The organism is Shinella agrisoli (assembly GCF_046557955.1).
In the GTDB taxonomy this organism is placed as follows: Bacteria; Pseudomonadota; Alphaproteobacteria; order Rhizobiales; family Rhizobiaceae; genus Shinella.
The window spans coordinates 155489-176848 of sequence record NZ_JBJIEP010000010.1 but is presented as its reverse complement, the minus strand read 5'-3'; the positions used below and the strand labels follow the sequence as shown (position 1 = coordinate 176848).

The window sequence follows — 21360 nt, the reverse complement described above, 5'->3', positions numbered from 1 at the left end:
CAAGCGGGGCGAAGGGGTACGAGGCGAGGGCTTCCCGAAATCCGGAAAATGGCGCGGCATGTCCCTTCTGCCCGTTTACGGGGAGAAGGTGCCGGCAGGCGGATGAGGGGCAATTCCCGATCCTACACCTTCCCCGCCACCTTGATCGCGAAGGCGTATTCGAAGGCGATCTCCTCCAGGCGCTGGAAGCGGCCGGAGGCGCCGCCGTGGCCGGCGCCCATGTTGGTCTTGAGGAGGATCGGCTCGGCGCCGGTCGTCTTCTCGCGCAGCCTGGCCACCCACTTGGTCGGCTCCCAGTAGGTGACGCGCGGGTCGGTGAGGCCGGAGAGCGCGAGGATCGCGGGATAGGGCTTCGCCTCGACATTGTCGTAGGGCGAGTAGCCGGCGATGAGCTGGTAGAAGTCCCTGCTCTCGATCGGGTTGCCCCATTCGGGCCATTCCGGCGGGGTCAGCGGCAGCGTGTCGTCCAGCATGGTGTTGAGCACGTCGACGAAGGGCACGGCCGCGATGATGCCGCCGAACTTCTCCGGCGCCATGTTGGCGACCGCGCCCATCAGCATGCCGCCGGCCGAGCCGCCCTCGGCGACGATCTTCGCGTAGGACGTGAACTTCTCCTGATTCAGATAGTCCGCCGCGGCGATGAAGTCCTTGAACGTATTGGTCTTCCTGTCCATCTTGCCGTTCTCGTACCAGGCAAAGCCCTTGTCCTTGCCGCCGCGGATATGGGCGATGGCATAGACGAAGCCGCGGTCGACGAGCGACAGGCAGTTGGTGTTGAAGGACGCCGGGATGGTGATGCCATAGGCGCCGTAGCCGTAGAGCAGGCACGGGGCCGAGCCGTCCAGCGGCGTGTCCTTGCGGTAGAGCAGGGTGACGGGCACCGTCTCGCCGTCCGGGGCCGGGGCGAAGACGCGGCGGGTGACGTAGTCGTCCGGGTCGTGGCCGGAGGGCACCTCCTGCGTCTTCAGGAGCGTGCGCTCGCGCGTCGCCATGTTGTAGTCGAAGAGCTGCGAGGGCGTCGTCATCGAGGAATAGGAGAAACGGATGACGTCGGTATCGTATTCCGCCGCGCCCGAAAGGCCGAGCGAATAGGCCTCCTCGGAGAAGGCGATCGCGTGTTCCTCGCCGGTCTTGCGGTCGCGCACGACGATGCGCGGCAGGCCCTCGTGGCGCTCCAGCCACACGAGGTGGCGGGCGAAGGCCATGTGGCTGAGGATCAGCGTGCCGGGGCGGTGCGGCACGACCTCGCTCCAGTTCTCCCGGCCCGGCGCCGTCACCGGCGTCTGCATGATCTTGAAGTCCTTCGCCCCGTCCGCGTTCGTCAGGATGAAGAAGACGTCGCCGCCCTCCGTCATCGAATATTCGAGGCCCGTCTGGCGCGGGGCGACGACGATCGGCGTCGCGAGGAGGTCCTTGGTGGAGAGAAGCCGGTACTCGCTCGTCTCGTGGTCGTGGATGTCGATATAGATGAAGTCGTCGATGAGCGAGCCGCCGACCGACAGGAAGAAGCCCGCGTCCTTCTCCTCGTAGACCAGCCGGTCGTTCTCCTGCCGCTCGCCGAGGATGTGGTGGAAGATCTTCGAGGGGCGGTGGTTCTCGTCGAGCGCGGTGTAGAAGAAGCTCTTCGCGTCCGGCGCCCACACCCCGCCGCCGCCCGAGTTGACGATCTCGTCCGCGCGGTCCTCGCCGGTCGCAAGGTCGCGCACCTTCAGCGTGAAATATTCCGAGCCCTTGTCGTCATAGCCCCAGATGCCGAGCGAATGGTCGCTGGAATGGTCGAGGCCGGAGAGGCGGAAATACTCCTTGCCGGCGGCCTGCCTGTCCCCGTCGAGCAGGATCGCCCGCTCGCCGCCCTCGCGCGGCTCGCGGAAGTAGCGCGGCTGCTCGCCGCCGGTGACGTAGGCGGTGCCGTAGGCATAGGGGCCGTCCTTCACCGGCACGGAGCTGTCGTCCTCCTTGATGCGCCCGCGCATCTCGGCAAACAGCGTCTTCTGCAGCGCCTCGGTGTCGGCCATGGCGGCGGCCATGTAGGCGTTCTCCGCCTCCAGGTGCGCGCGGATCTCCGGCTGGAGGATGGAGGGATCCTTGAACATCGCCTGCCAGTTCTCGTCGCGGAACCAGGCGTAGTCGTCGGTGCGGGTGATGCCGTGGCGGGTGTCTGAGACGGGCTTCTTGGCGGCGACGGGGGCGGGCGGAAGGTTCTTGAAGGCGGACAATATCTCACTCCGGCGGATGGGTAGGCGGGACAGAAGAGATAGAGAGCCGGGGCGCTCGCATCAAGCGGAGGTTTTCGGTGAGAGGGAAAGCTTGCCCCTCATCCGGCCTGCCGGCCACCGTCTCCTTGGCTGCGGGGCGAAGGAGATATGCCGGGATGTTTTCCTCAACCACCCTTCTTGAGGCACGGCCCCTCTCTCCGCTTGCGGGGTGAGGGGCAAAGCCACAAGACCGCTGCCGTTCACCCCGGCAGGCTGCGGCGGGCCTTGCGCTTCGCAGGCCGCAATTCGTCGGCGATGGTCATGCCGATGATGGAGAGGGGAAGCGCCAGCATGGCGCCGGCCGCGCCCCACATCCAGGTCCAGAAGATGATGGCGGTGAAGATGATGAAGGCGTTGACCTCCAGCCGCTTGCCCATCACCGCCGGCATGACGAGGTTCTCCATGGCCAGGTGCACGAGGAAGAAGGCGAAGGCCGGCAGGAGGCCCATCACCAGCGTCTCGTGCGTCAGAAGGCCCGCCGTGGCGAGCGCGATGGTCATCAGCGTCACGCCGAGGAAGGGCACGAAGCTGGAGAGGAAGGCGAAGAGCCCCCACAGCGCCGGCATGGCGAGCCCGCCGCCCCAGGTGATGAGGCCGGTGACGACGCCGAGCGCGCCGTAGACCAGCGCGGCGGTGGCGAAATAATAGCCGAGCGCGCTGTCGATGGCGTTCATGATGCGGATGGTCGTCAGCCGCTGGCCGCGGCGCGGGAAGGCCATGATGATCATCTGCCTCAGCTTCAGCCGCGCCGAGAGGAAGAGCACGAGCGCGGCGAAGAAGATCATCGCCTGAAGCAGGGCGGGCGTGAGGCTCGCCGAGAGGATGCCGAGGATGCTGCCGGTGTTTTCCAGCACCTTCTCCATCGACATCTGGCCGGTCTCGAAGGTCTGCGGGCTGATGTTCAGCCAGCCGAGGCGGGAGAAGAGCGGGGTGATGCGGTCGTAGGCGCCGCGCACGAGGTTCGGCGCGTCGGCGGCCAGCTGCGCGACCGGCTCGGCCAGCAGCCCCGCCACGAAGAACAGGCCGAGGCCGAAGAGGCCGGCGAGCAGCAGCGCGGTCGGCAGCGGCGGAATGCCGAGGTCGTGCAGCTTTTCCGCCGCCACGCCGAAGATGAGGCCGGTGACGACGGCGAGCGAGAGGGGGATGAGGATCGGCGCCATCAGGTAGACGACGCCCATCGCCATGATGGCGAAGATGCCGATCGCCGCCCAGGCGGCGGCGATGTCGAGGCCGTAGCGGCGCGGCGCGCCTTCCACGAGGCCCTTCTCTATGTCGAGGCTGCCCCGCAAGAGGCGGCGTTCGGCCGGCTTTCCCGACAAATCGTGCATGGTGCGTCCCCCCAAGTTCGCGCCAGAAACGCGCGCCGCGAACGGAAGTTCCAGAACGCGGCGCTTGAAACCTTGGGTGGGTTGCGGCTGTCGTCAAATCGACCTATTGCGCTTCGGTCCCCAATGGGACGAGGCATGACGGCACGAAGAGGAGGCATATCGTTGAAACGGCACGCAACCGGGCTTCGGACCATCCTTTGCACGCTGGCGCTCGCGCCGCTCGCCGCATCGCCCGCGCTCGCCATCGACGCCCGCATCCGCAGCCAGCTCGAGAAGCTGACGCCCGAGGAGCGGCTGGAGCAGCGCTGCGACATCGAGGCGATGGACCGGATCGGCGACGGCAAGGGCGGCTTCCGCCCGGACAAGGTGATCGCCTACGCCTTCGGCGACCCCAAGCTCGACGGTACGACCTTCAAGACGAAGGGCGCCGTCTTCCGCAGCAGGGGCGAATGGTACCGCCTCTCCTACAGATGCGAGGCGAGCGAGGACCGCCTGGAGGTCAACGCCTTCAAATACAAGGTCGGCGACCGGGTTCCGCGCGAGGACTGGGCGGCGCATTACCTCTACGACTAGGCGAAGCGCCGGCGTCGGTGACGCACCCCCTCATCCGGGCCCTTCGGGCCCGAGGATGACGACAGAAGAGGGGTGCCGGACAAGCGGAGCGGCGCTTTATGCGCCGTCCATCCTCACTTATGCCGTAAGCTTCAGCCCGATGCCCCAGGGATCGACGAGCGATACCGTGCTGCCCGTGCGCGTTGCGGGGATCGAGAGGGCGTCGAGCTTCTTCACCGCCGCTTCGAGCCTTGCCGGATCGTTGAAGCGGATCGTGTAGTCGGAAAGGCCGCTCATGCCGTCCTGCCGCTTCGGCTGGCCGCGCGAGTTCCAGACGTTCGCCGCGACGTGGTGATGGTATTTTCCCGTGGCGAAGAAGCTGGCGCCGGGATAGCGCGCCATGACGTCGAGGCCGAGCACGTCCCGGAAGAAGGCGTCGGCCTGCGGGATGTCGGAGACCTGCAGGTGGATATGGCCGATGGCCGTGCCGTTCTCCTGGCCGCTCCAGCCGTCCTTCGGCGCCTCGTCGTAGAGCGCCTGCAGGTCGAGCCGGCGCGTCGCCATCTTCACCGTGCCGTCGGGCACATAGGTCCATTCGGACCGGTCGCGGTCGCGGTAGATCTCTATGCCGTTGCCTTCCGGGTCGTCGAGGTAGATCGCCTCGCTGACGAGGTGGTCCGAGGCGCCGGTGAGCGGCACGTTGCCGTGCGCGGCGTGCGCCAGCCAGCGGCCGAGCGCCTTGCGGTCCGGCACGAGGAAGGCGGTGTGGAAGAGGCCCGGCGCGTTGCGCGGCGCGCGGGCGGCCCTGCCGTCCGTCGTCAGCGTGAGCAGCGGCCGGCCGCCGACGCCGAGCGTCTCGCCGGAGGCGGATTTCTCGATCGTCTCAAGCCCCATCACCTGCCGGTAGAAGGCCGAGAGCATCGGCAGGTCGATCACTTTCAGGTGCGAATGGTCGACGAAGGCCGGCATGTCGATGGCGCCGGCCGTTTGTGTGCTATTGTCGGTCATGGTGGCGGTCTCCGCGCGAATGGGGCCGGCCTTGCTTGCAGCGATGCCAACGGCGGCGGCGCCGAGGAACGTCCGTCTGTCGAGGTCCGTCATGATGGGTCCTGTTCCGGTTTCATGGGAAACCGCTCTGTCGGGACGAATATGGCGGAGCGCGCGCGTTCACGAAAGGCGGCGTTTCGGCGATTTACCGTCAACGTGGCGTTGACGATGCGCCGCCGGAACTTGATTCCGATCAATGCCGGCGGGCGCGGGCGATGCCAATTTCGGCGCATGTTGAAACGAAGGGAGACGGGTATCGTGACGGACCTGGCGCATTACAAGGACATTCTTCTCAATCGCAAGCGCGAGCTCTACAGCCGCCTCAACAGGATCGAGAAGGACCTGGAGACGCTGAAGAGCGGCGACAGCGCCGACCGCGCGACCGAGCGCGAGAACGACGAGGTGCTGGAGGAATTCGGCACGACGGGCCTCAAGGAGATCGAGGCGATCGACGCCGCGCTCGACCGCATATCCGCCGGCACCTTCGGCCTCTGCGCCAAGTGCGGCGAGCCGATTTCCGCCGCGCGCCTCGCCGCCGTGCCGCACGCCGCGCTCTGCGAGGAATGCATCGCGCGGCAGTGACGGCGTGCCGCGGGGTGACGGATCCCCAGGCCCGCCCCGAGGATCCGTGTCAAACGGCAAACTTTCGTGATCCGCGCGCTTCTTGCTCCCGCGCCGCAAACGCGCCACCATGGCGGAAAAGCACGATGCAGGGCAGGCGAAGGTGGAAATCAAGGGCGTCAAGTGGAACTATGACCGGTACGAGGTGATCGCCGACGGCATCGTGCATGGCGTCGGCGTGGTCCTGGCGCTCGTCGGGGTGACGGCGCTGATCTTCTACGCCACGGTCTTCGCGACGAGCGGGCAGCTTGCGGCGGCCTGGGTCTACGGCGTCGGCCTCGTCTTGGCGCTCTCCACCTCCTTCGCCTACAATCTCTGGCCGGTCTCGAAAGTGAAGTGGCACCTGCGCCGCTTCGACCATTCGGCGATCTTCGTGCTGATCGCCGCCACCTACACGCCCTTCCTGCAGCGCGGCATCGACGATCCGTTCCTGGCCGGCATGCTCGTCTTCATCTGGGCCATGGCCGCGGCGGGCGTGGCGCTGAAGTTCCTCTTTCCCGGCCGCTACGACAAGCTGGCCATCCTCATCTATCTCGGCATGGGCTGGAGCGGCGTCTTCGCCGCCGGGCCGCTGATGACGCACCTTTCCACCGCCACGCTGACGCTGATCGTCACCGGCGGCGTGCTCTATTCGGTGGGCGTCATCTTCCATGTCTGGGAGAAGCTGCGCTTCCAGAACGCCATCTGGCACGCCTTCGTCGTGGCGGCGGCGGCCGTGCACTATTCGGCGGTCGTCACCAGCGTCGTCTCCGGCACCTGACGGGTCATCGCGCGGCCGGCGCGGCGCCCTGCGCATCGGCGCAGCCCTCGGCGGGGCGCAGCGACTTGGCCAGCCTGCCGACGACGGGCGAAACCTCCGCCTTCATCGCCTCGGGGTATTCGAGCACGAACGAGGCCACCGCATCCGCGCAGAGCGCGACGATGCGGTGGTAGACGATCCTGTCGCCGCGCGTGCCGGAAAGGCTCGCCCAGCCGGCGGTCTGCCGGTCGTAGGCAAGGTCCCAGCCTTCCTGCCGGTAGGTCGCGCGCCGCGCCGCCACCTCGTCCTCGAAGTCGCCGGCCGCAAGGACGTGCGCCCAGACGGCGAGCGTCGCCGCGCCGTTCGCGAAGGTCGCCCCGTCGCCGTTGCCGGCCTCGCGGGCAAGGGCGAAGCCGGGCGGGATCTCCGCCGCAAAACCGAAGCGGGCGTTGGCATAGGGCTCCCAGCCCTCCGCGACGGCGGCGGCGGGCAGGAGCAGCAGGAAAAGCGCAAGGAAGCGTCGCATGGCAGGACCGTTCGTTGAGGCCGTCTTGCGGATGACGGACAAAGACGGGCGTTTCATCGCCCCGCGGCGCAAGCAGGCTGGACAGCTTTCCCGCTCCTCCTGTATGGCATGGGGCAAAACCGGGGGGAACCATGGACATTACGATACGCGACGCCATGGAGGCCGATCTTCCCGCCATCATGGACATCTACAACGATGCCGTTGCCAACACGACGGCCATCTGGAACGAGGCGGTGGTCGACCTCGACGACCGCAGGAGGTGGTTTTCCGCCCGCCGCGAACGCGGCTTTCCGATCCTCGTCGCGCTGCGCGGCAGGCAGGTGATCGGCTATGCCTCCTACGGCGACTGGAGGAACTTCGACGGCTACCGCCATACGGTCGAGCATTCCGTCTATGTGCGCAGCGACGTGCGCGGAAGCGGGGTCGGCAAGCGCCTCCTGAAGGCGCTGATCGACCGGGCGAGCTTCAACGGCGTCCACGTCATGATCGCCGGCATCGAGGCGGAGAACGCCGCCTCGATCAGGCTGCACGAAACGCTCGGCTTCCGCGTGGTCGGCCGCTTCAGCGAGGTCGGCATCAAGTTCGGCCGCTGGCTCGACCTCACCTGCATGGAACTGAAGGTGCCGAAGCGCTAGCCTTCGCAGCTCCGCACGCAAGACCGCTGCGCAGCTTCGCTGGGATTGCCCCGATCAGTCCGGGTCGAAGCGCAGCGCCACGCCGTTCATGCAGTAGCGCAGGCCCGTCGGCGGCGGGCCGTCGGGGAAGACGTGGCCGAGATGGGCGTCGCAGTCCGAGCAGCGGATCTCCGTGCGCGTCATGCCGTAGGAATAGTCCGGATGGTCCGTCACCGCCCCGGGCTCGATCGGCTGGTAGAAGCTCGGCCAGCCGGTGCCGGAATTGTACTTCGTCTCGGACCGGTAGAGCGGCCTGTCGCAACAGATGCAGCGGTAGGTGCCCTTCTTGGAAAGGTCGAAATCCGGGCTGGAGAAGGCGCGCTCCGTGCCGTGCTCGCGCGTGATGCGGAACTGCTCCGGCGTCAGGATCTGCCGCCACTCTTCCTTCGTCCTGCTGACCTTCAATGTCGTCGTCGTATCGCTCATGGTGTCCTCCTGTCGGCTCCATAGATAGGCCTTGGAATGTGGCAAGACAATCGGCGCCGTCTTGAAAGCCGCCACGGTTCCTCTTATCCTCCATTGGCGGTGGAACGGAGGAAGTCATGCCCTTGAACATCAAGGACGAGGAAGCCCATGCGCTTGCCCGCGCGCTTGCGGAGGCGACCGGCGAAAGCCTGACCCGCGCCGTCAAGACGGCCATCGAGGAGCGTCTGGACCGCGTGCGGCACCTCAAGGCGCCGCGCCTGGCGGATCAGCTCGATCGTATCGCTCTCGATTGCGCGGGCCTGCCGGTGCTCGACCCGCGCACGCCCGATGAAATCCTCGGCTACGACGAGAACGGCCTGCCGCGATGATCGTCCTCGACACCTCGGCGCTCGTCGCCATCCTCACCGACGAGCCGGAGCGCCGGGCCTTCAACGAGGCGATCGAACGCGCGGCAACCCGCGTGATGAGCGCGGCGACGCTGCTGGAGGCGAAGATGGTGCTCTTCGCCCGCTACGGCGGCACCGGCGTCAACGCGCTCGACGCCTTCGTGCTGCGCGCCAATATCCGGGTGGAGCCCGTGACCGCGGCGCAGGCCGAACTCGCCTTCGACGCCTTCCGGCGCTTCGGCCGCGGCACGGGCCATGCGGCGCACCTGAACCACGGCGATTGCTTTTCCTATGCATTGGCGCGCGAAAACGCCGCACCTTTGCTGTTCAAGGGTGGCGATTTCGGGCAAACGGACATAGAAACAGCGCTCTGACAGTTCGGGGCCAATGACGGGCGAAGCCCGCGCAGCAAGGGGAAGGGGATGATGCCGGGCACGATGGGCTTGACCTTCCTTGCCTTTTGCCTGCCGTTCCTCGGCGCGATGATCGCGCCGGCCCTCACGCGGCTGCTCGGCCACAACGCCGCCTGGCCGCTGGCGCTCGTCCCGCTCGCCGTCTTCCTGCATTTCCTCGGCTTCGGCGCGGAGGTGGCGCGCGGCGAGATCGTCACCGGCGGCTATGCCTGGGTGCCGTCCTACAATGTCAGCTTCTCCTGGCTGATCGACGGCCTGTCGCTCGCCTTCCTGCTGCTCATCTCCGGCATCGGCACGCTGATCGTGCTCTATGCCGGCGGCTACCTGAAGGGCCACCCGCACCAGGGGCGGTTCTTCTCCTTCATCCTGATGTTCATGGGCGCGATGCTCGGCCTCGTCGCCTCCGACAGTTTTTTGATGCTCTTCGTCTTCTGGGAGCTGACCTCGATCACCTCGTTCCTGCTGATCGGCTTCGACCATCGGCGCGAGGCCGCGCGCCGCGCCGCCCTCCAGGCGCTGATCGTCACGGGGGGCGGCGGGCTCTTCCTGCTCGCCGGCCTGCTGCTCCTGTGGAACGTCACCGACGTCACGCAGTTCTCGCTGCTGATGTCCTTCGGCGCGGAGGTGCGGGAAAGCCCGTTCTACCTGCCGGTCCTCTTCCTCGTCCTCGGCGGCGCCTTCACCAAGTCGGCGCAGTTCCCGTTCCATTTCTGGCTGCCGAACGCCATGGAGGCACCGACGCCGGTATCCGCCTACCTGCACTCGGCGACCATGGTGAAGGCCGGCGTCTACCTCCTGATGCGGCTCAACCCGGTGATGGGCGGCACGCCGGCCTGGGAGACGATCCTGCCGGCCTTCGGCGGGCTGACGCTGCTTGCGGGCGCCGTGCTCGCCATCCGCCAGACCGACCTGAAGCTGATGCTCGCCTATACGACGGTCGCCTCGCTCGGCCTCCTGGTGCTGCTGACCGGCTTCGGCTCGGAGCATGCGGCCGCGGCGGCCGCGCTCTATCTCGTCGCCCATTCGCTCTTCAAGGGCGCGCTCTTCATGGTCGCCGGCCTCGTCGACCACGAGGCGGGCACGCGCGACGTCACGAAGCTCGGCGGGCTCAGGCGCGCCATGCCCGTCACCTTCCTGGCCGCGCTTCTCGCCGCGCTCTCGATGGGCGGCCTGCCGCCCTTCTTCGGCTTCCTCGCCAAGGAGGAGGTCTATGCGGCGCTCGCCGGCGGCAGCCCGCGCGCGCTCGCCTTCACGGCGGCCGCCGTCGTCGGCAACGGCCTGATGTTCGCCGCCGCCTTCGCCGTGGCGCTGAAGCCGTTCCTCGGAGCGCCCGTCGCGACGCCGAAGGAGGCGCACGAGGGGCCGGCGCTGCTGTGGATCGGGCCCATGCTGCTGGCGGCGGCGGGCCTTGCCGCCGGGCTCTTCTCCGCCGTCGCCCATGCCGTCCTGACTGCGCCGCTCGCCTCGGCCATTGCCGGCAGGCCGCAGGCCGTCACCGTCTCGGCCGTGCCGCATCTCGGCACCGCGCTCGCGCTCTCCGTGCTTACCGTCGCCCTCGGCGTCCTCGTCTTCCTGGTGCTCGACAGGGCGCGGGCGGCGGCGGACCGGCTGGTGGAGGACATCGGCTGGGGGCCGGACCGGGGCTTCGACCAGGCGATGGGCGGCCTCGTGCGCGCCGCCGCGAAGGTCAGCCGGCTCGCCCAGCCGGGGCTCATGGAGGTCTACATGACGGCGACCTTCGCGGTCATCGCGCTGGCGCTCCTCGTGCCGCCGGCCGTCTACGGCGAATGGCCGCGCCTGCCGGTCTGGCCGGCGGGCATGCCGTTCCACGAGCTCGCCGTGATGGCGCTCGCCGTCGTCGGCATCGGCGCGGTGCTGACGGCGAAGAACCGCCTGACGGCCATCGTCGCGCTCGGCATCCAGGGGTTCTGCGTCGCCGTGCTCTTCCTCCTCTTCGGCGCGCCGGACCTCGCCTTCACCCAGTTCATGATCGAGACGCTTTCCGTCGTCATCCTCGCGCTGGTCATGACGCGGCTGAGGCTGACGCCGCGCGACCACCGGCCGCTCAGGGAGAAGATCCCGGACGCCGCGATCGCCGCCGCCTGCGGCCTCGGCTTCGCGCTCTATCTCCTGAAGGTCGTGCAGGGCCGCTTCGACACCGCGCTCACCGACTTCTTCAACCTCTATTCCAAGACGGTCGCGCACGGGGCCAACGTGGTGAACGTCATCATCGTCGATTTCCGCGGCACGGACACGCTGGGCGAGATCGCCGTCGTCATGGTGGCGGGGCTGGCGATCCTCTCGATCATCCGCATCCGCAAGGGGAGGGCGTGATGGCGGGCGTTTGCAGCCTACACCCCTCTCCGGCCTGCCGGCCATCTCCCCCTCAAGGGGGGAGATCGGCAGGAGGCACGGCCTTGCCAAATCATCCTTCTCCCCGCCTGCGGGGAGAAGGTGCCGGCAGGCGGATGAGGGGCAGGCAGGACGTCAACCTCTTGCCGCCACCGGCCCCGTTCGACCGGCGCTGCCCCTCATCCCGCTGCCGCGACCTTCTCCCCGCGGGCGGGGAGAAGGGGCAGGAGGCGCGGCTTTCCGTCCTCAGGCCATTGCCCTGCGCGGCGTCCCGGCCCGCCTCCATCCCGGAGGGCGCCGCCGCATGAACACCCTCATCTTCCGCACCGTCGCGCCGTTCCTCACCGCCCTCATGGTGCTCTTCTCCCTCTTCGTCCTGCTGCGCGGCCACAACGAGCCGGGCGGGGGCTTCATCGGCGGGCTGATCGCCGTCTCGGCGCTTGCCGTCTTCGGCATCGCCAACGGGGTCGCCGCGGTGCGCAGGGCACTGTGGTTCCACCCGATGGCGATCTCCGCCTTCGGGCTTTTCATCGCCTGCCTCGCCGGCCTGCTGTCGGCCGCCTTCGCCGTGCCCTTCATGACGGGGCTCTGGGTCTATCCGTCGGTCCTCGGCGTCGAGGTGCCGCTCTCTTCCGTCATGCTGTTCGATACCGGCGTCTATCTCGTCGTGGTGGGCTCGATCACCTCGATCGCGCTGGCGCTCGAAGCGGGGGACGACGCCTGATGGAAGTGCCCTTCGTCCTGCTCATCGGCCTCTTCTTCGCCGCCGCCGTCTACCTGATGCTGTCGAAGTTCCTGGTGCGCGTGCTGCTCGGCGTCGTGCTGCTCGGCAACGGGGTGAACCTTCTCCTCTTCACCGGCGGCCGCATCCTGCGCGAGGTGCCGCCGATCATCCCGGCCGGCCGCGACGTGCCGGCGACGCTCACCGCCAATCCGCTGCCGCAGGCGCTCATCCTGACGGCGATCGTCATCTCCTTCTCCTTCTTCGCCTTCCTCCTCGTGCTCGTCTACCGCGCCTACCAGGACCTCGGCACCGACAACGGCAACGAGATGCGCCTGGCCGAGCCGGAGGACGATCCCCTCCCGCCGACCGGCTACTGACAGGACCCGCCCCGCCGATGGCCGTGAACCCCGCAGACCTTTCCGCAGCCCTCGTCACGACGCCGGTCGCCCCGGCCGACTGGCTGGTCGTGCTGCCGCCGGCCTGGTGCATCCTTTCCGGCGCGGTGCTGCTGATGCTGCGCAAGTCGCTGCACCTGCAGGGATGGCTCGCCGTCCCCGCGCTCGCCGTGCTCGTGCTGCTCGACGCCCTGCTGCTCGCCCATGTCGCGCAGAACGGCCCCGTCACCATGGTCATGGGCCGCTGGCTTCCGCCCTTCGGCATCGCCTTCACGGCGGACCTTACGGGCGCGCTCTTCGCGCTCGCCGGCGCGGTCGTGGCGCTCGCCGGCGGCGTGCACGCGCTCGGCGACATCGACGGCAGCGGCCGGCGCTACGGCTTCTATCCGTTCCTCCTCCTGCTGATGGCCGGCGTCTCCGGCGCGTTCCTGACCGGCGACGTCTTCAACCTCTATGTCTGGTTCGAGGTGCTGCTGATCTCCTCCTTCGGCCTGATCGTGCTCGGCTCGGAGCCGCGCCAGATCGACGGCGCGGTGAAATACGCCTTCCTCAACCTCGTCGCGACGACGCTGTTCCTGATCGCCACCGGGTACCTCTACGGCCTCTTCGGCACGCTCAACATGGCCGACATCGCGGTGAAGGCGGCGGAGAACCGCGCCGGCCTGCCGCTGATGACGCTCGCCGCGCTCTATCTCCTCGCCTTCGGCATGAAGGCGGCGGCCTTCCCGGTGAACTTCTGGCTGCCGGCCTCCTACCACACGCCGCGCGTGGTGGTCTCGGCGCTCTTCGCGGGCCTCCTCACCAAGGTCGGCATCTATGCGCTGCTGCGCACGCTGGTCATGCTGTTTCCCGTCGAGCGGGAGGAGCTGAGCTTCGTCATCGCGCTCGCAGGCGCCGCGACCATGGTGCTCGGCGCGCTCGGGGCGCTCGGCCAGAGCGATATCCGCCGGATGCTCGGCTATGTCGTCGTCTCCGGCATCGGCACCATGCTGGCGGGCCTGTCGCTCGGCAGCCCCGGCGGCGTCGGCGGGGCGATCTTCTACGCGCTGCATTCCATGGTGGTGATGACCGCGCTCTACATGGCGGCGGGGCTCGCCGGGCGGCTTGCCGGCACGTTCGACCTCAACCGGCTCGGCGGGCTCCATGGCCGCTCGGCGCCGTTCTCCGCGCTGTCGCTCGTGCTCTTTTTCGCCGTCTCGGGCCTTCCGCCCTTCTCCGGCTTCTGGCCGAAGGTCATGGTGGCGAAGGCGGCGATGGACATCGGCGCCTGGTGGCTGACGGCGACGGTCCTCCTCACCGGCTTCCTGACGACAATCGCGCTCGGCCGCGTCTTCGCGCTCGCCTACTGGCGCCCGGCGGAGGGCGCCCTGCCGGACGAGGCGATCCCCGCAAGCGCGCTCGTCCCGCTCGCCGCGCTCGCCGCGCTCACGGTGGCCTTCGGCCTCTTCCCGGACGCGCTGCTCGCGACGATCCAGCACGCCGCGCAGGGCCTTGCCGATCCGCGCGCCTATATCGGCTCCGTCTTTCCGGAGGGAGGCTGACCATGCGGCCCGCTGCCATCATCGCGCTCTTCGCGCTCGTCTGGCTCGCCGTCTCGGGCAGCTTCACCGTGCCCAACCTGCTGCTCGGCATCGCCGCGGGCGCGCTGTCGCTCGCCCTCATCCGCGGCCATGTCCGGCCGGACGGAAGGCGCATCCGGCCGCTGAAGGTGCTGTCGCTGCTCGTCCTCTTCCTCAGGGAACTGGCGCTCTCGGCCTTCAAGGTCGCGCTGCTGGTGGCGAGCCCGAAGATGGCGCTGAAGCCCGGCATCTTCGCCTTTCCGCTGACGGTCGACCGCGACTTCGAGATCGCGCTGCTCGCCAACCTCATCACGCTGACGCCGGGCACGCTCTCCGTCGACGTCTCCGAGGACCGCAAGGTGCTCTACGTGCACGCGCTCGACTGCTCCGATCCCGCCGGCATGCGGCGCGCCATCGCGGGCGGCTTCGAGAGGAAGATCATGGAGGCTTTCCGCTGATGGGTGCCGCGACCGTCATCTCCTTCGCCTCGTCGATCGCGCTCTTCCTGATGTGCGCGGCCTTCTTCCTGACGGCTTTGCGCGTCGTCAGGGGGCCGACGCTGCCGGACCGCATCGTCGCGCTCGACATGCTGGCGGGCATCGCCATCGGCTTCATCGCCGTCGTCGCGATCCGCACCGGCTTCAACCTCTATATCGACATCGCCATCGCGCTCGGCCTCGTCGGCTTCCTCGCGACGGTCGCCTTCGCCCGCTTCGTGCTGCGCCACGGCCTGGAGCCGGGCGAGGAGGACGAGGCCGGCCGCACCGCCCGGCGCGGCAGGCCGGCGGCAAAGGGGAGGGCGCGGCGATGACGGACCTCGTCCTTGCCCTCCTCGTCGGCGCCATGCTGATTGCCGGGGGCGTCTTCACCTTCCTCGCCGCGCTCGGCGTCGTGCGCCTGCCGGACGTCTATACGCGCATGCACGCCGCCTCGAAGGCCGGCACGGTCGGCTCGGGCCTGATGCTCCTTGCCGCCGGCATCCATGCGCTGGACGCGGCGGTCTTCACGCGGGCGCTGGCCGGCTTCGTCTTCTTCGTGCTGACCGCCCCGGTCGCCGCCCACCTCGTCGCCAAGGCCGCGCACGCCGCCGGCTACCGCCCGGCGCGGCTCACCGTTATCGACGAGATGCGCGACGCGCAGGAGCGCGATGCGAAGAAGCGTTGACAATGAGTTGAATTGCTTACCCCTAAATTTTGCAGTATCGGCTGGATTTCCGTGGATCGAATGGATTAATCAGAACTATCCTTCCCGAGATTCAAAATAATACTGGACAATGAATCCGGGAATGATATTTCAGGCTAAGTAAAGCATTCGGGTTGATTTAGCTTGCATGCGGCCTTCCTGTTTAAGTTGAGTTGATGCCCGGACCGCGCCCGCGCGGTATATATGTTGGCAAGAGAATCGGCGAAAACAGCGTCCGCTGTGGTGAAAAGTTATATTGACGCAAAATGCCGGTGTTTCGACAGGCATCGGTGCCTGCGGGCATTATTCCGCCACGCAATCGGCCGAGAACGAGGCTTTATAAGGAATTCGACAGCCAGGTCGATGGATGGGGCCATCGATCTTCGCGTTGCCCGATAGGAGAAAGAAATGACTGAAACGACCCTTGGCGCCGGCTCCAATCTACTCGTCGAACTCACCGCGGATATCGTCGCCGCCTATGTCGGCAACCATGTGGTGCCGGTCTCGGAACTGCCGGGCCTGATCGCCGACGTGCATGCGGCGCTCAACAACACGACCCAGCCGGCCGCCGCCGTCGAGGCGCCGGTCGTCGCCGAGAAGCCGAAGCCGCCGGTGCCGGTGAAGAAGTCGGTGCAGAACGACTACATCATCTGTTTGGAAGACGGCCAGAAGTTCAAGTCGCTGAAGCGCCACCTGATGACCCACTACGGCATGACGCCGGAAGAGTACCGCGAGAAGTGGGACCTGCCGGCCGACTATCCGATGGTCGCTCCCGCCTATGCCGAGGCGCGCTCGCGCCTGGCCAAGGAAATGGGCCTCGGCCAGCGCCGCAAGGGCAACAAATAAGAGCCCCCGCATCCGTTTCGCAGGCGGGACAGGCCGGAGCCGTGAGGTTTCCGGCCTTTTGCTTTGCAAGCGATAAGGAATAAAAGCCTACAGCGGGGATGACTGTCGCAAATTTATTAAGAAATTCAATGCATGGTTGTGGCTTGACGCTTCATTCATCCCCGCTCGTCCTCTAGGGTGTATGAATAAATTCCTATCAACGGAGTTGCCAGCCATGCACCAGTTCATCGTTTTCGAGAGGCGGCCGTCCCCGCAGGCCTCGCCCGGCGCCGTCCGCGCGCCGGAAACCAAGAGCGCGGAGCCGGACGCGGGCGCGCGGCCCGCCCGCCGGGCGACGGGCGCCCCGGAAGGCCCGGCCGTGCCGGCCCCGGTCGCCTGCCGCATCGTCCGCCAGCTCGTCCTGGAAATGACCGCGATGGCGAGCGACCGGCCGCTCTGGCGCCGCGACGGCAGGCGCTCCACCTGCCATGTGCGCCAGGTCGCCATGTATGTCTGCCATGTCGTGCTGCGGCTTTCGCTGTCCGACATCGGCGCGGCCTTCGGGCGCGACCGCACCACGGTCGGCCATGCCTGCAACGTGGTGGAGGATCGCCGCGACGATGCCGCCTTCGACGCCTTCGTCTCGGCGGTGGAGCGCGTCGTCATCTGCGTGTTCGGCACGGCGGGGATCGGCAGCCATGAGTGAGGTCCCCGAGAAGGCGAACGCCGCCGAAATGGCGCGGCTCCTGCGCTTCCTGCTGTCCGCCGGCGGGGCGGCGCTGGGCGGGGACGGCGTGCTTTCGGCCGGCAACGGGCGCTACCGGCCGCCGTCGCCCGCGCTCCTGGCCGAGGCGCTGCGCCTCGGCCTCGTGCGCCACACCGGCGCGCGCCTCGCCGCGACGCCGGAGGCGCGCGCCCACCTGAAGCGTCGGCTCTGCGAGGCGCAGACGCCGTTCGCCGGCCAGCATCGCGATCTGGCCGAGGTGGTCGTGCTGCGCGACGGGGCGCGGCAGACGGCGCTCGCCAACCGGCTGGAATCGCCGCTGGCCGCCCTCGCGCGGCTGAAGGAGAAGACGGGCGGGGCCTTCCTGCCGGAAAGCGCCATCGCGGCCGGCGAGCGGCTGCATGCGGACTTCACCCGCGGCGGCCTCCAGCCGCGCACGACCATGTCCTGGGAGCCGCGCATCGCCGGCCGGCAGAAGGGGGAGGCCGGCGCGGCGCGCGAGCTCACCGACACCGCGCTTGCCGCGCGCCTGCGCGTCGCCCGCGCCGTCGAGGCGATCGGGCCGGAGCTTTCGGGCGTGGCGCTCGACGTCTGCTGCTTCATGAAGGGGCTGGAGACGGTGGAGCGCGAACGGCAATGGCCGGCCCGCTCGGCAAAGCTCCTGCTGCGCGCCGCGCTGATGGCGCTTGCCCGCCACTATGCGCCGCCGGCCCCGGCGGGAAGGCGGTCGCATGCCTGGGGAGCGGAGGGCTATCGGCCGGAGCTTCGGCGGTGAGGAGCGGGACCGAAGAAAGGCCCTACGCCGCCACCTTCATCGCCGCCTCTTCCCGGATGCGCCTCACCATCGAGCGCAGGCCGTTGGCGCGCTGGGAGGAGAGGTGCTCAACGAGGCCGATCGCGTTGAACGTGTCGATGGCGTCGGTGGCGGCGATCTCGGAGGCGCGCTTGCCGGAATAGATGGCGAGCACGATGGCGACGAGGCCGCGCACGATATGGGCGTCCGAATCGCCCTCGAAGGTCATCACCGGGTCGGATCCGCCGTCGGCATGGCTGACGAGCCAGACCTGGCTGGCGCAGCCCTGCACCTTGTTGGCCGCCGTGCGCTTTTCCTCCGGCAGGTCCGGCAGCGCCTTGCCGAGCTCGATGACATAGCGGTAGCGGTCCTCCCACTCCTCGAGGAAGGCGAAGTCGTCGATGATCTCTTGCAGCGTGGCCATGTCGTATCCGTTCCGGGTGCTGGTTCCCATATAGGCGAGGGCGCCGCGGATTTGAACCGCAAACAGCCCCGGACGAAAAGAAACGCCGCAGGGAACGGGTCCGTGCGGCGGGTTGCAGGGCAACGAGTGAGGCAGGCAGAAAAGCAGGAAAAGAGGGGCGGCTCAGCCCTTGCGGTCGGGGCGGCGGGTCGGGATGGCGACGGTGCCGGTGATGACCTCGTCGTCGGCGTCGATCTTCGCGACGTCCGGCAGCGGCTGGTCGAGGGCTTCCTTCTTCGCCGGATCGGCCTTGGCGAGGTCGGCGCCCTCCTCGGCGAACTGGGTATCGAGGAACTGGTAGGCGATGCGGGCGCCCTCGCGGGCCCGGTGGCCGAGGGCGACGAAGGTTTCCGCGCCCTTCTGGCAGACGTCCGGCTTCTCAAGGCACATCGCGGTCACATAGTGGATCGCCTCGCTGGCGGCGGTGAACGTATCGCCGATCTGGACGGTCGGCCCCTGTTCCAGCTTCGCGGAGGATTCCGCGTCCAGGAAGGGGAGCAGGACGAGAACCAGTGAGAACCAGAACGTTCCCTTGATCAGAAACCACATCGCTTGCCATCCTCGTTGGGGCCTCGGCTCTTTGCGGCCTTCGGCTTGTTGGTCCTTGGCGAACCGTTGATGCGAGAATAGGGCCCGGAAGGAAATTCCCTTTTGCTGGAATCACTCGGGTTTTGCCCAGTTTTGATTAAAATGCGAGACAATCCGCACTTTAGCGGCATTTGAGGCAGATTTTAGCGAATGCCGTTAAGGATGATGGCGCGTCCTGCCGGCGCCCGTGCCCGGAATGCCGGAAGGCGCGCCTCCGGCCTCTTGCCCCAGAAGTTAATACGAACAGAAAAATGCCGCAAAATGAGGCGCTTACGCCCCGTTAACCACGCCGGACGAATGCCCGTTGGATTGCCCCGAAATGGGACTTTTGGGGCTTTTTCGCCCCCTTCCGGCCCCCCGCGTTTATCCTTTCCTTAAGTCGCCGATGCGATTTTGGGGCCACAGAAAAGAACATGAACGGCAGGGTTTTGCGTTGCGCCAATTGACCACCATCGCTGACAGAATGGCAGCCTGCCTGGGCGCCGTTGCCGGCGTTGCGGGCGCATGCGCCGCCGACGAGCGCCCGTCCTCGGCCCTGCGCGCCACGACGCTCGCGCTCATGGCCGCCGTTCCCGGCCTGCCGCTCGCCTTCTCCGCCGTCATGCCCGCTTCCGCCGCGCTGCCGGCCGGCGTCGCGCTCGCCGGTGCGGGCGCGCTGCTCGCCGCCGCGGCAAGCGCCGTGCGCCGTCCGAAGACCGCCCGGCCCGAGGCGGCCGCGCAGGAGGCGCCGCAAGCCGTCGCCGCCTTCTCCCCCTACGACCTCTTCGCCGGCCTGGTGACGCTGCACGACGCGCGCGGCTTCGTGACCGCCGTGCACGGCCGCGACCGCGCCGACATGCTCTCCTGGATGCGCGACCCGGCGGGCCGCGGCTATCTCGACCAGATCCACGTGTCCGACCGCCTCGGCTTCCTCGCCGCGATCGACCGCCTGCGCCAGGGCGGCGCGCGCGAGACCGTCGACATCCGCATCGACCGCCCGCGCATGGAGGCGGACGCCGAGCAGTTCGTGCACATGCGCGTGGAAATGACGGCGCTCTGCGGCCCCGACGGCGGGCTTGCCGCCGTCGTCGCCCAGTCGCGCGACATTTCCGAGGAGGCGAGGCTGAGGAACGAGAACGCGCGCAAGGCGGCGGAGGCCGAATCGGCCAACGACGCCAAGACCCGCTTCCTCGCTGCCGTCAGCCACGAGCTGCGCACGCCGCTGAACGCCATCCTCGGCTTTTCCGACATCCTCGCCGGCGAGTATTTCGGCCGGCTGGAGAACGACCGCCAGCGCGAATACGTGACGCTGATCCACCAGTCCGGCTCGCACCTGCTCTCGGTGGTCAACACCATGCTCGACGTCTCGAAGATCGAGGCCGGCCGCTACGAGCTGCTGACCGAGCCCTTCGCGGTCGCCGACAGCGTCAGGGCCTGCGAGCAGATGCTCGGCCTCCAGGCGCGCGAGAAGGGCATCAAGCTGACGAGCCGCGTGCCGCGCGCCATCGGCGAGGCGGTGGCCGACCAGCGCGCCATCCAGCAGATCCTCATCAACCTCGTCGGCAACGCGATCAAGTTCACCGACCGCGGCGGCGTCGTCACCATCGACGCGGCGCGCGAGGGCCGGGACCTCCTCCTGACGGTCAGCGATACCGGCATCGGCATCCCGGCCGACAAGCTGGAGCTGATCGGCCAGCCCTTCATGCAGGTGCAGAACGAGTATACCCGCAAGTACGAGGGCACCGGCCTCGGCCTGTCGCTGGTCAAGGGGCTCGTGGCGCTGCACGGCGGCAGCTTCGTCATCCGCAGCCGGCCGGGCGAGGGCACGGTCATCACCGTGCGCGTGCCGGTGGACGGCTCGGGCGTCGCGCGCGAGGGAGAGCGGGAGCCGAAGGGCGCCGCCCGATCCACCGTCGATTTCCCGCCGCGCCTTGCGGCGGCCATAGAGACCGTTTACGAGCCGTCGGACGATGGCAGGGACACGCAAGATGAACGCGCACGTCAGAAGACAGCCTGAGCGGCGGCCGCAGGGCCAGGCCCGCAAGGGCCGTTCCGGCGGGCGCGCGCCGGCGCCGCGCCGGCCGAACATCGTGATCGCCGGCCTGCTGGCGCTGGGGGGCCTCGCCGCGCGCCATCCGGGCGCCGTCGGCGGCACCTGCGCCTTCCTCGTCGTCTTCTCCTTCGTCGCGGCCAATGCGCTCTGGTACCAGCCGGGCGGCCATCCGGCGCCGTTCCTGAAGATGCGCTCGGCCGACAATTCGCTCGGCTTCACCGCCACGAAGCCGCAGCCGCACGACGTGACGACCTTCGTCATCGAGCGCCTGGACGAGGGCGAGGAACTGCCCGAGGTGACCGACGTCACGCCCGCCGAGCGGCCCTTCGACGAAGTGGCGACGATCATCGAGAAGCAGCCGGCGAAGACGCAGGCCGGCGAGGAGGGCGATCCGGTCGCCGCGGCGATCCTGGAAGCGGAGGCCGATCCCGCCGTCACCTCCGCCGTCGCAAGGCCGGCCCCGAGCGACCTGGTGATGAAGATCCAGAAGGGCCTCAGCAACATCGCCTATACGGACATCGCCGTGGACGGGCTGATCGGCGAGAAGACGCGCACCGCGATCCGCCATTTCGAGAAGCACTACCGCCTGCCGGTGACCGGCGAGCCCAACGAGCAGGTGCTGGAAAAGCTCAAGGACATCGGCGCCCTGTGACGCCGCCGGCATTCGACGAAAGTCTTACGCCTACGGCCGGCCCATCCGCCGCCCGCCTCTAAAGGATGCGTTAACCATGCCTGCCGGATGATCGTCCGATTATC

Annotated in this window: 25 protein-coding genes; 18 read left to right on the top strand and 7 right to left on the bottom strand. The window is 68.2% G+C overall.

Features of this window, described 5'->3' with window-relative positions:
- Positions 1–122: 122 nt before the first annotated feature.
- On the bottom strand, positions 123–2216 hold the full coding sequence (locus tag ACIIOY_RS13235) for a S9 family peptidase (RefSeq protein WP_411035140.1): 2094 nt from the start codon (positions 2214–2216) through the stop codon (positions 123–125).
- Between the two features lie 239 nt (positions 2217–2455).
- The gene (locus ACIIOY_RS13230) at positions 2456–3583 is read right to left on the bottom strand and encodes an AI-2E family transporter (protein ID WP_411035139.1); all 1128 of its coding nucleotides are present in this window, start codon (positions 3581–3583) and stop codon (positions 2456–2458) included.
- A gap of 162 nt (positions 3584–3745) precedes the next feature.
- On the opposite strand from ACIIOY_RS13230, the gene ACIIOY_RS13225 reads away from it, so the two are divergent.
- Positions 3746–4156, top strand: coding sequence for a DUF930 domain-containing protein (locus tag ACIIOY_RS13225; protein ID WP_411035138.1), 411 nt, complete (start codon positions 3746–3748; stop codon positions 4154–4156).
- A gap of 117 nt (positions 4157–4273) precedes the next feature.
- On the opposite strand, the gene ACIIOY_RS13220 is transcribed toward ACIIOY_RS13225, so the two are convergent.
- The gene (locus tag ACIIOY_RS13220; protein ID WP_411035181.1) at positions 4274–5143 is read right to left on the bottom strand and encodes a VOC family protein; all 870 of its coding nucleotides are present in this window, start codon (positions 5141–5143) and stop codon (positions 4274–4276) included.
- A gap of 297 nt (positions 5144–5440) precedes the next feature.
- Between ACIIOY_RS13220 and ACIIOY_RS13215 the strand changes: the two genes are divergently transcribed.
- Entirely contained in the window at positions 5441–5764 is a 324-nt protein-coding gene (locus tag ACIIOY_RS13215; RefSeq protein ID WP_411035137.1) for a TraR/DksA family transcriptional regulator, read from the top strand.
- 109 nt (positions 5765–5873) lie between these two features.
- The gene (trhA, locus tag ACIIOY_RS13210; protein WP_411035136.1) at positions 5874–6563 is read left to right on the top strand and encodes a PAQR family membrane homeostasis protein TrhA; all 690 of its coding nucleotides are present in this window, start codon (positions 5874–5876) and stop codon (positions 6561–6563) included.
- A 4-nt stretch (positions 6564–6567) separates the two neighbouring features.
- On the opposite strand, the gene ACIIOY_RS13205 is transcribed toward trhA, so the two are convergent.
- On the bottom strand, positions 6568–7068 hold the full coding sequence (locus tag ACIIOY_RS13205) for a hypothetical protein (RefSeq protein ID WP_411035135.1): 501 nt from the start codon (positions 7066–7068) through the stop codon (positions 6568–6570).
- A 131-nt stretch (positions 7069–7199) separates the two neighbouring features.
- On the opposite strand from ACIIOY_RS13205, the gene ACIIOY_RS13200 reads away from it, so the two are divergent.
- On the top strand, positions 7200–7703 hold the full coding sequence (locus ACIIOY_RS13200; protein WP_411035134.1) for a GNAT family N-acetyltransferase: 504 nt from the start codon (positions 7200–7202) through the stop codon (positions 7701–7703).
- Between the two features lie 54 nt (positions 7704–7757).
- Here the strand turns inward: ACIIOY_RS13200 and msrB are convergent, their stop codons facing one another.
- Positions 7758–8168: a peptide-methionine (R)-S-oxide reductase MsrB gene (gene msrB / locus ACIIOY_RS13195; protein WP_411035133.1), complete on the bottom strand. Its 411-nt coding sequence runs from the start codon at positions 8166–8168 to the stop codon at positions 7758–7760.
- A gap of 116 nt (positions 8169–8284) precedes the next feature.
- Between msrB and ACIIOY_RS13190 the strand changes: the two genes are divergently transcribed.
- The 12 genes from ACIIOY_RS13190 (at position 8285) to ACIIOY_RS13135 (ending at position 17503) form a co-directional block, all read left to right on the top strand.
- A complete protein-coding gene (locus ACIIOY_RS13190) occupies positions 8285–8536 on the top strand; it encodes a type II toxin-antitoxin system VapB family antitoxin (protein ID WP_411035132.1) in 252 nt (83 codons plus the stop codon).
- Positions 8533–8928, top strand: a complete 396-nt coding sequence (locus ACIIOY_RS13185; protein ID WP_411035131.1) for a type II toxin-antitoxin system VapC family toxin — start codon at positions 8533–8535, stop codon at positions 8926–8928. Before ACIIOY_RS13190 ends, ACIIOY_RS13185 begins: the two co-directional genes overlap by 4 nt.
- Before the next feature lie 48 nt (positions 8929–8976).
- On the top strand, positions 8977–11301 hold the full coding sequence (locus tag ACIIOY_RS13180; protein WP_411035130.1) for a putative monovalent cation/H+ antiporter subunit A: 2325 nt from the start codon (positions 8977–8979) through the stop codon (positions 11299–11301).
- Between the two features lie 322 nt (positions 11302–11623).
- The gene (locus ACIIOY_RS13175; protein WP_411035129.1) at positions 11624–12043 is read left to right on the top strand and encodes a Na(+)/H(+) antiporter subunit B; all 420 of its coding nucleotides are present in this window, start codon (positions 11624–11626) and stop codon (positions 12041–12043) included.
- Entirely contained in the window at positions 12043–12420 is a 378-nt protein-coding gene (locus tag ACIIOY_RS13170) for a Na+/H+ antiporter subunit C (protein ID WP_411035128.1), read from the top strand. The genes ACIIOY_RS13175 and ACIIOY_RS13170 overlap by 1 nt, the downstream gene beginning before the upstream one ends.
- 17 nt (positions 12421–12437) lie before the next feature.
- Positions 12438–13979, top strand: coding sequence for a Na+/H+ antiporter subunit D (locus ACIIOY_RS13165; RefSeq protein WP_411035127.1), 1542 nt, complete (start codon positions 12438–12440; stop codon positions 13977–13979).
- Between the two features lie 2 nt (positions 13980–13981).
- Positions 13982–14455, top strand: coding sequence for a Na+/H+ antiporter subunit E (locus ACIIOY_RS13160; RefSeq protein WP_411035126.1), 474 nt, complete (start codon positions 13982–13984; stop codon positions 14453–14455).
- The gene (locus tag ACIIOY_RS13155) at positions 14455–14808 is read left to right on the top strand and encodes a cation:proton antiporter (protein WP_411035125.1); all 354 of its coding nucleotides are present in this window, start codon (positions 14455–14457) and stop codon (positions 14806–14808) included. Before ACIIOY_RS13160 ends, ACIIOY_RS13155 begins: the two co-directional genes overlap by 1 nt.
- Entirely contained in the window at positions 14805–15161 is a 357-nt protein-coding gene (gene mnhG / locus ACIIOY_RS13150) for a monovalent cation/H(+) antiporter subunit G (RefSeq protein WP_411035124.1), read from the top strand. The genes ACIIOY_RS13155 and mnhG overlap by 4 nt, the downstream gene beginning before the upstream one ends.
- Positions 15162–15587: 426 nt before the next feature.
- Complete coding sequence (locus ACIIOY_RS13145; RefSeq protein ID WP_411035123.1) at positions 15588–16025, top strand: Ros/MucR family transcriptional regulator; 438 nt, start codon at positions 15588–15590, stop codon at positions 16023–16025.
- A gap of 214 nt (positions 16026–16239) precedes the next feature.
- Positions 16240–16710 carry a helix-turn-helix domain-containing protein gene (locus ACIIOY_RS13140; RefSeq protein WP_411035122.1) on the top strand — a complete coding sequence of 157 codons (471 nt, stop codon included), beginning with the start codon at positions 16240–16242 and terminating at the stop codon, positions 16708–16710.
- A complete protein-coding gene (locus tag ACIIOY_RS13135) occupies positions 16703–17503 on the top strand; it encodes a DUF6456 domain-containing protein (RefSeq protein WP_411035121.1) in 801 nt (266 codons plus the stop codon). The genes ACIIOY_RS13140 and ACIIOY_RS13135 overlap by 8 nt, the downstream gene beginning before the upstream one ends.
- A 22-nt stretch (positions 17504–17525) precedes the next feature.
- Here the strand turns inward: ACIIOY_RS13135 and ACIIOY_RS13130 are convergent, their stop codons facing one another.
- Both ACIIOY_RS13130 and ACIIOY_RS13125 read right to left on the bottom strand, forming a co-directional pair.
- Entirely contained in the window at positions 17526–17945 is a 420-nt protein-coding gene (locus tag ACIIOY_RS13130) for a SufE family protein (RefSeq protein WP_411035120.1), read from the bottom strand.
- Positions 17946–18107: 162 nt separating this feature from the next.
- Positions 18108–18533 carry a DUF5330 domain-containing protein gene (locus tag ACIIOY_RS13125; RefSeq protein ID WP_411035119.1) on the bottom strand — a complete coding sequence of 142 codons (426 nt, stop codon included), beginning with the start codon at positions 18531–18533 and terminating at the stop codon, positions 18108–18110.
- A gap of 502 nt (positions 18534–19035) precedes the next feature.
- Here ACIIOY_RS13125 and ACIIOY_RS13120 point away from each other — a divergent pair.
- Positions 19036–20568, top strand: a complete 1533-nt coding sequence (locus tag ACIIOY_RS13120; RefSeq protein ID WP_411035118.1) for a sensor histidine kinase — start codon at positions 19036–19038, stop codon at positions 20566–20568.
- Entirely contained in the window at positions 20540–21256 is a 717-nt protein-coding gene (locus tag ACIIOY_RS13115; protein ID WP_411035117.1) for a peptidoglycan-binding domain-containing protein, read from the top strand. Before ACIIOY_RS13120 ends, ACIIOY_RS13115 begins: the two co-directional genes overlap by 29 nt.
- The last annotated feature ends 104 nt before the right edge of the window (positions 21257–21360 follow it).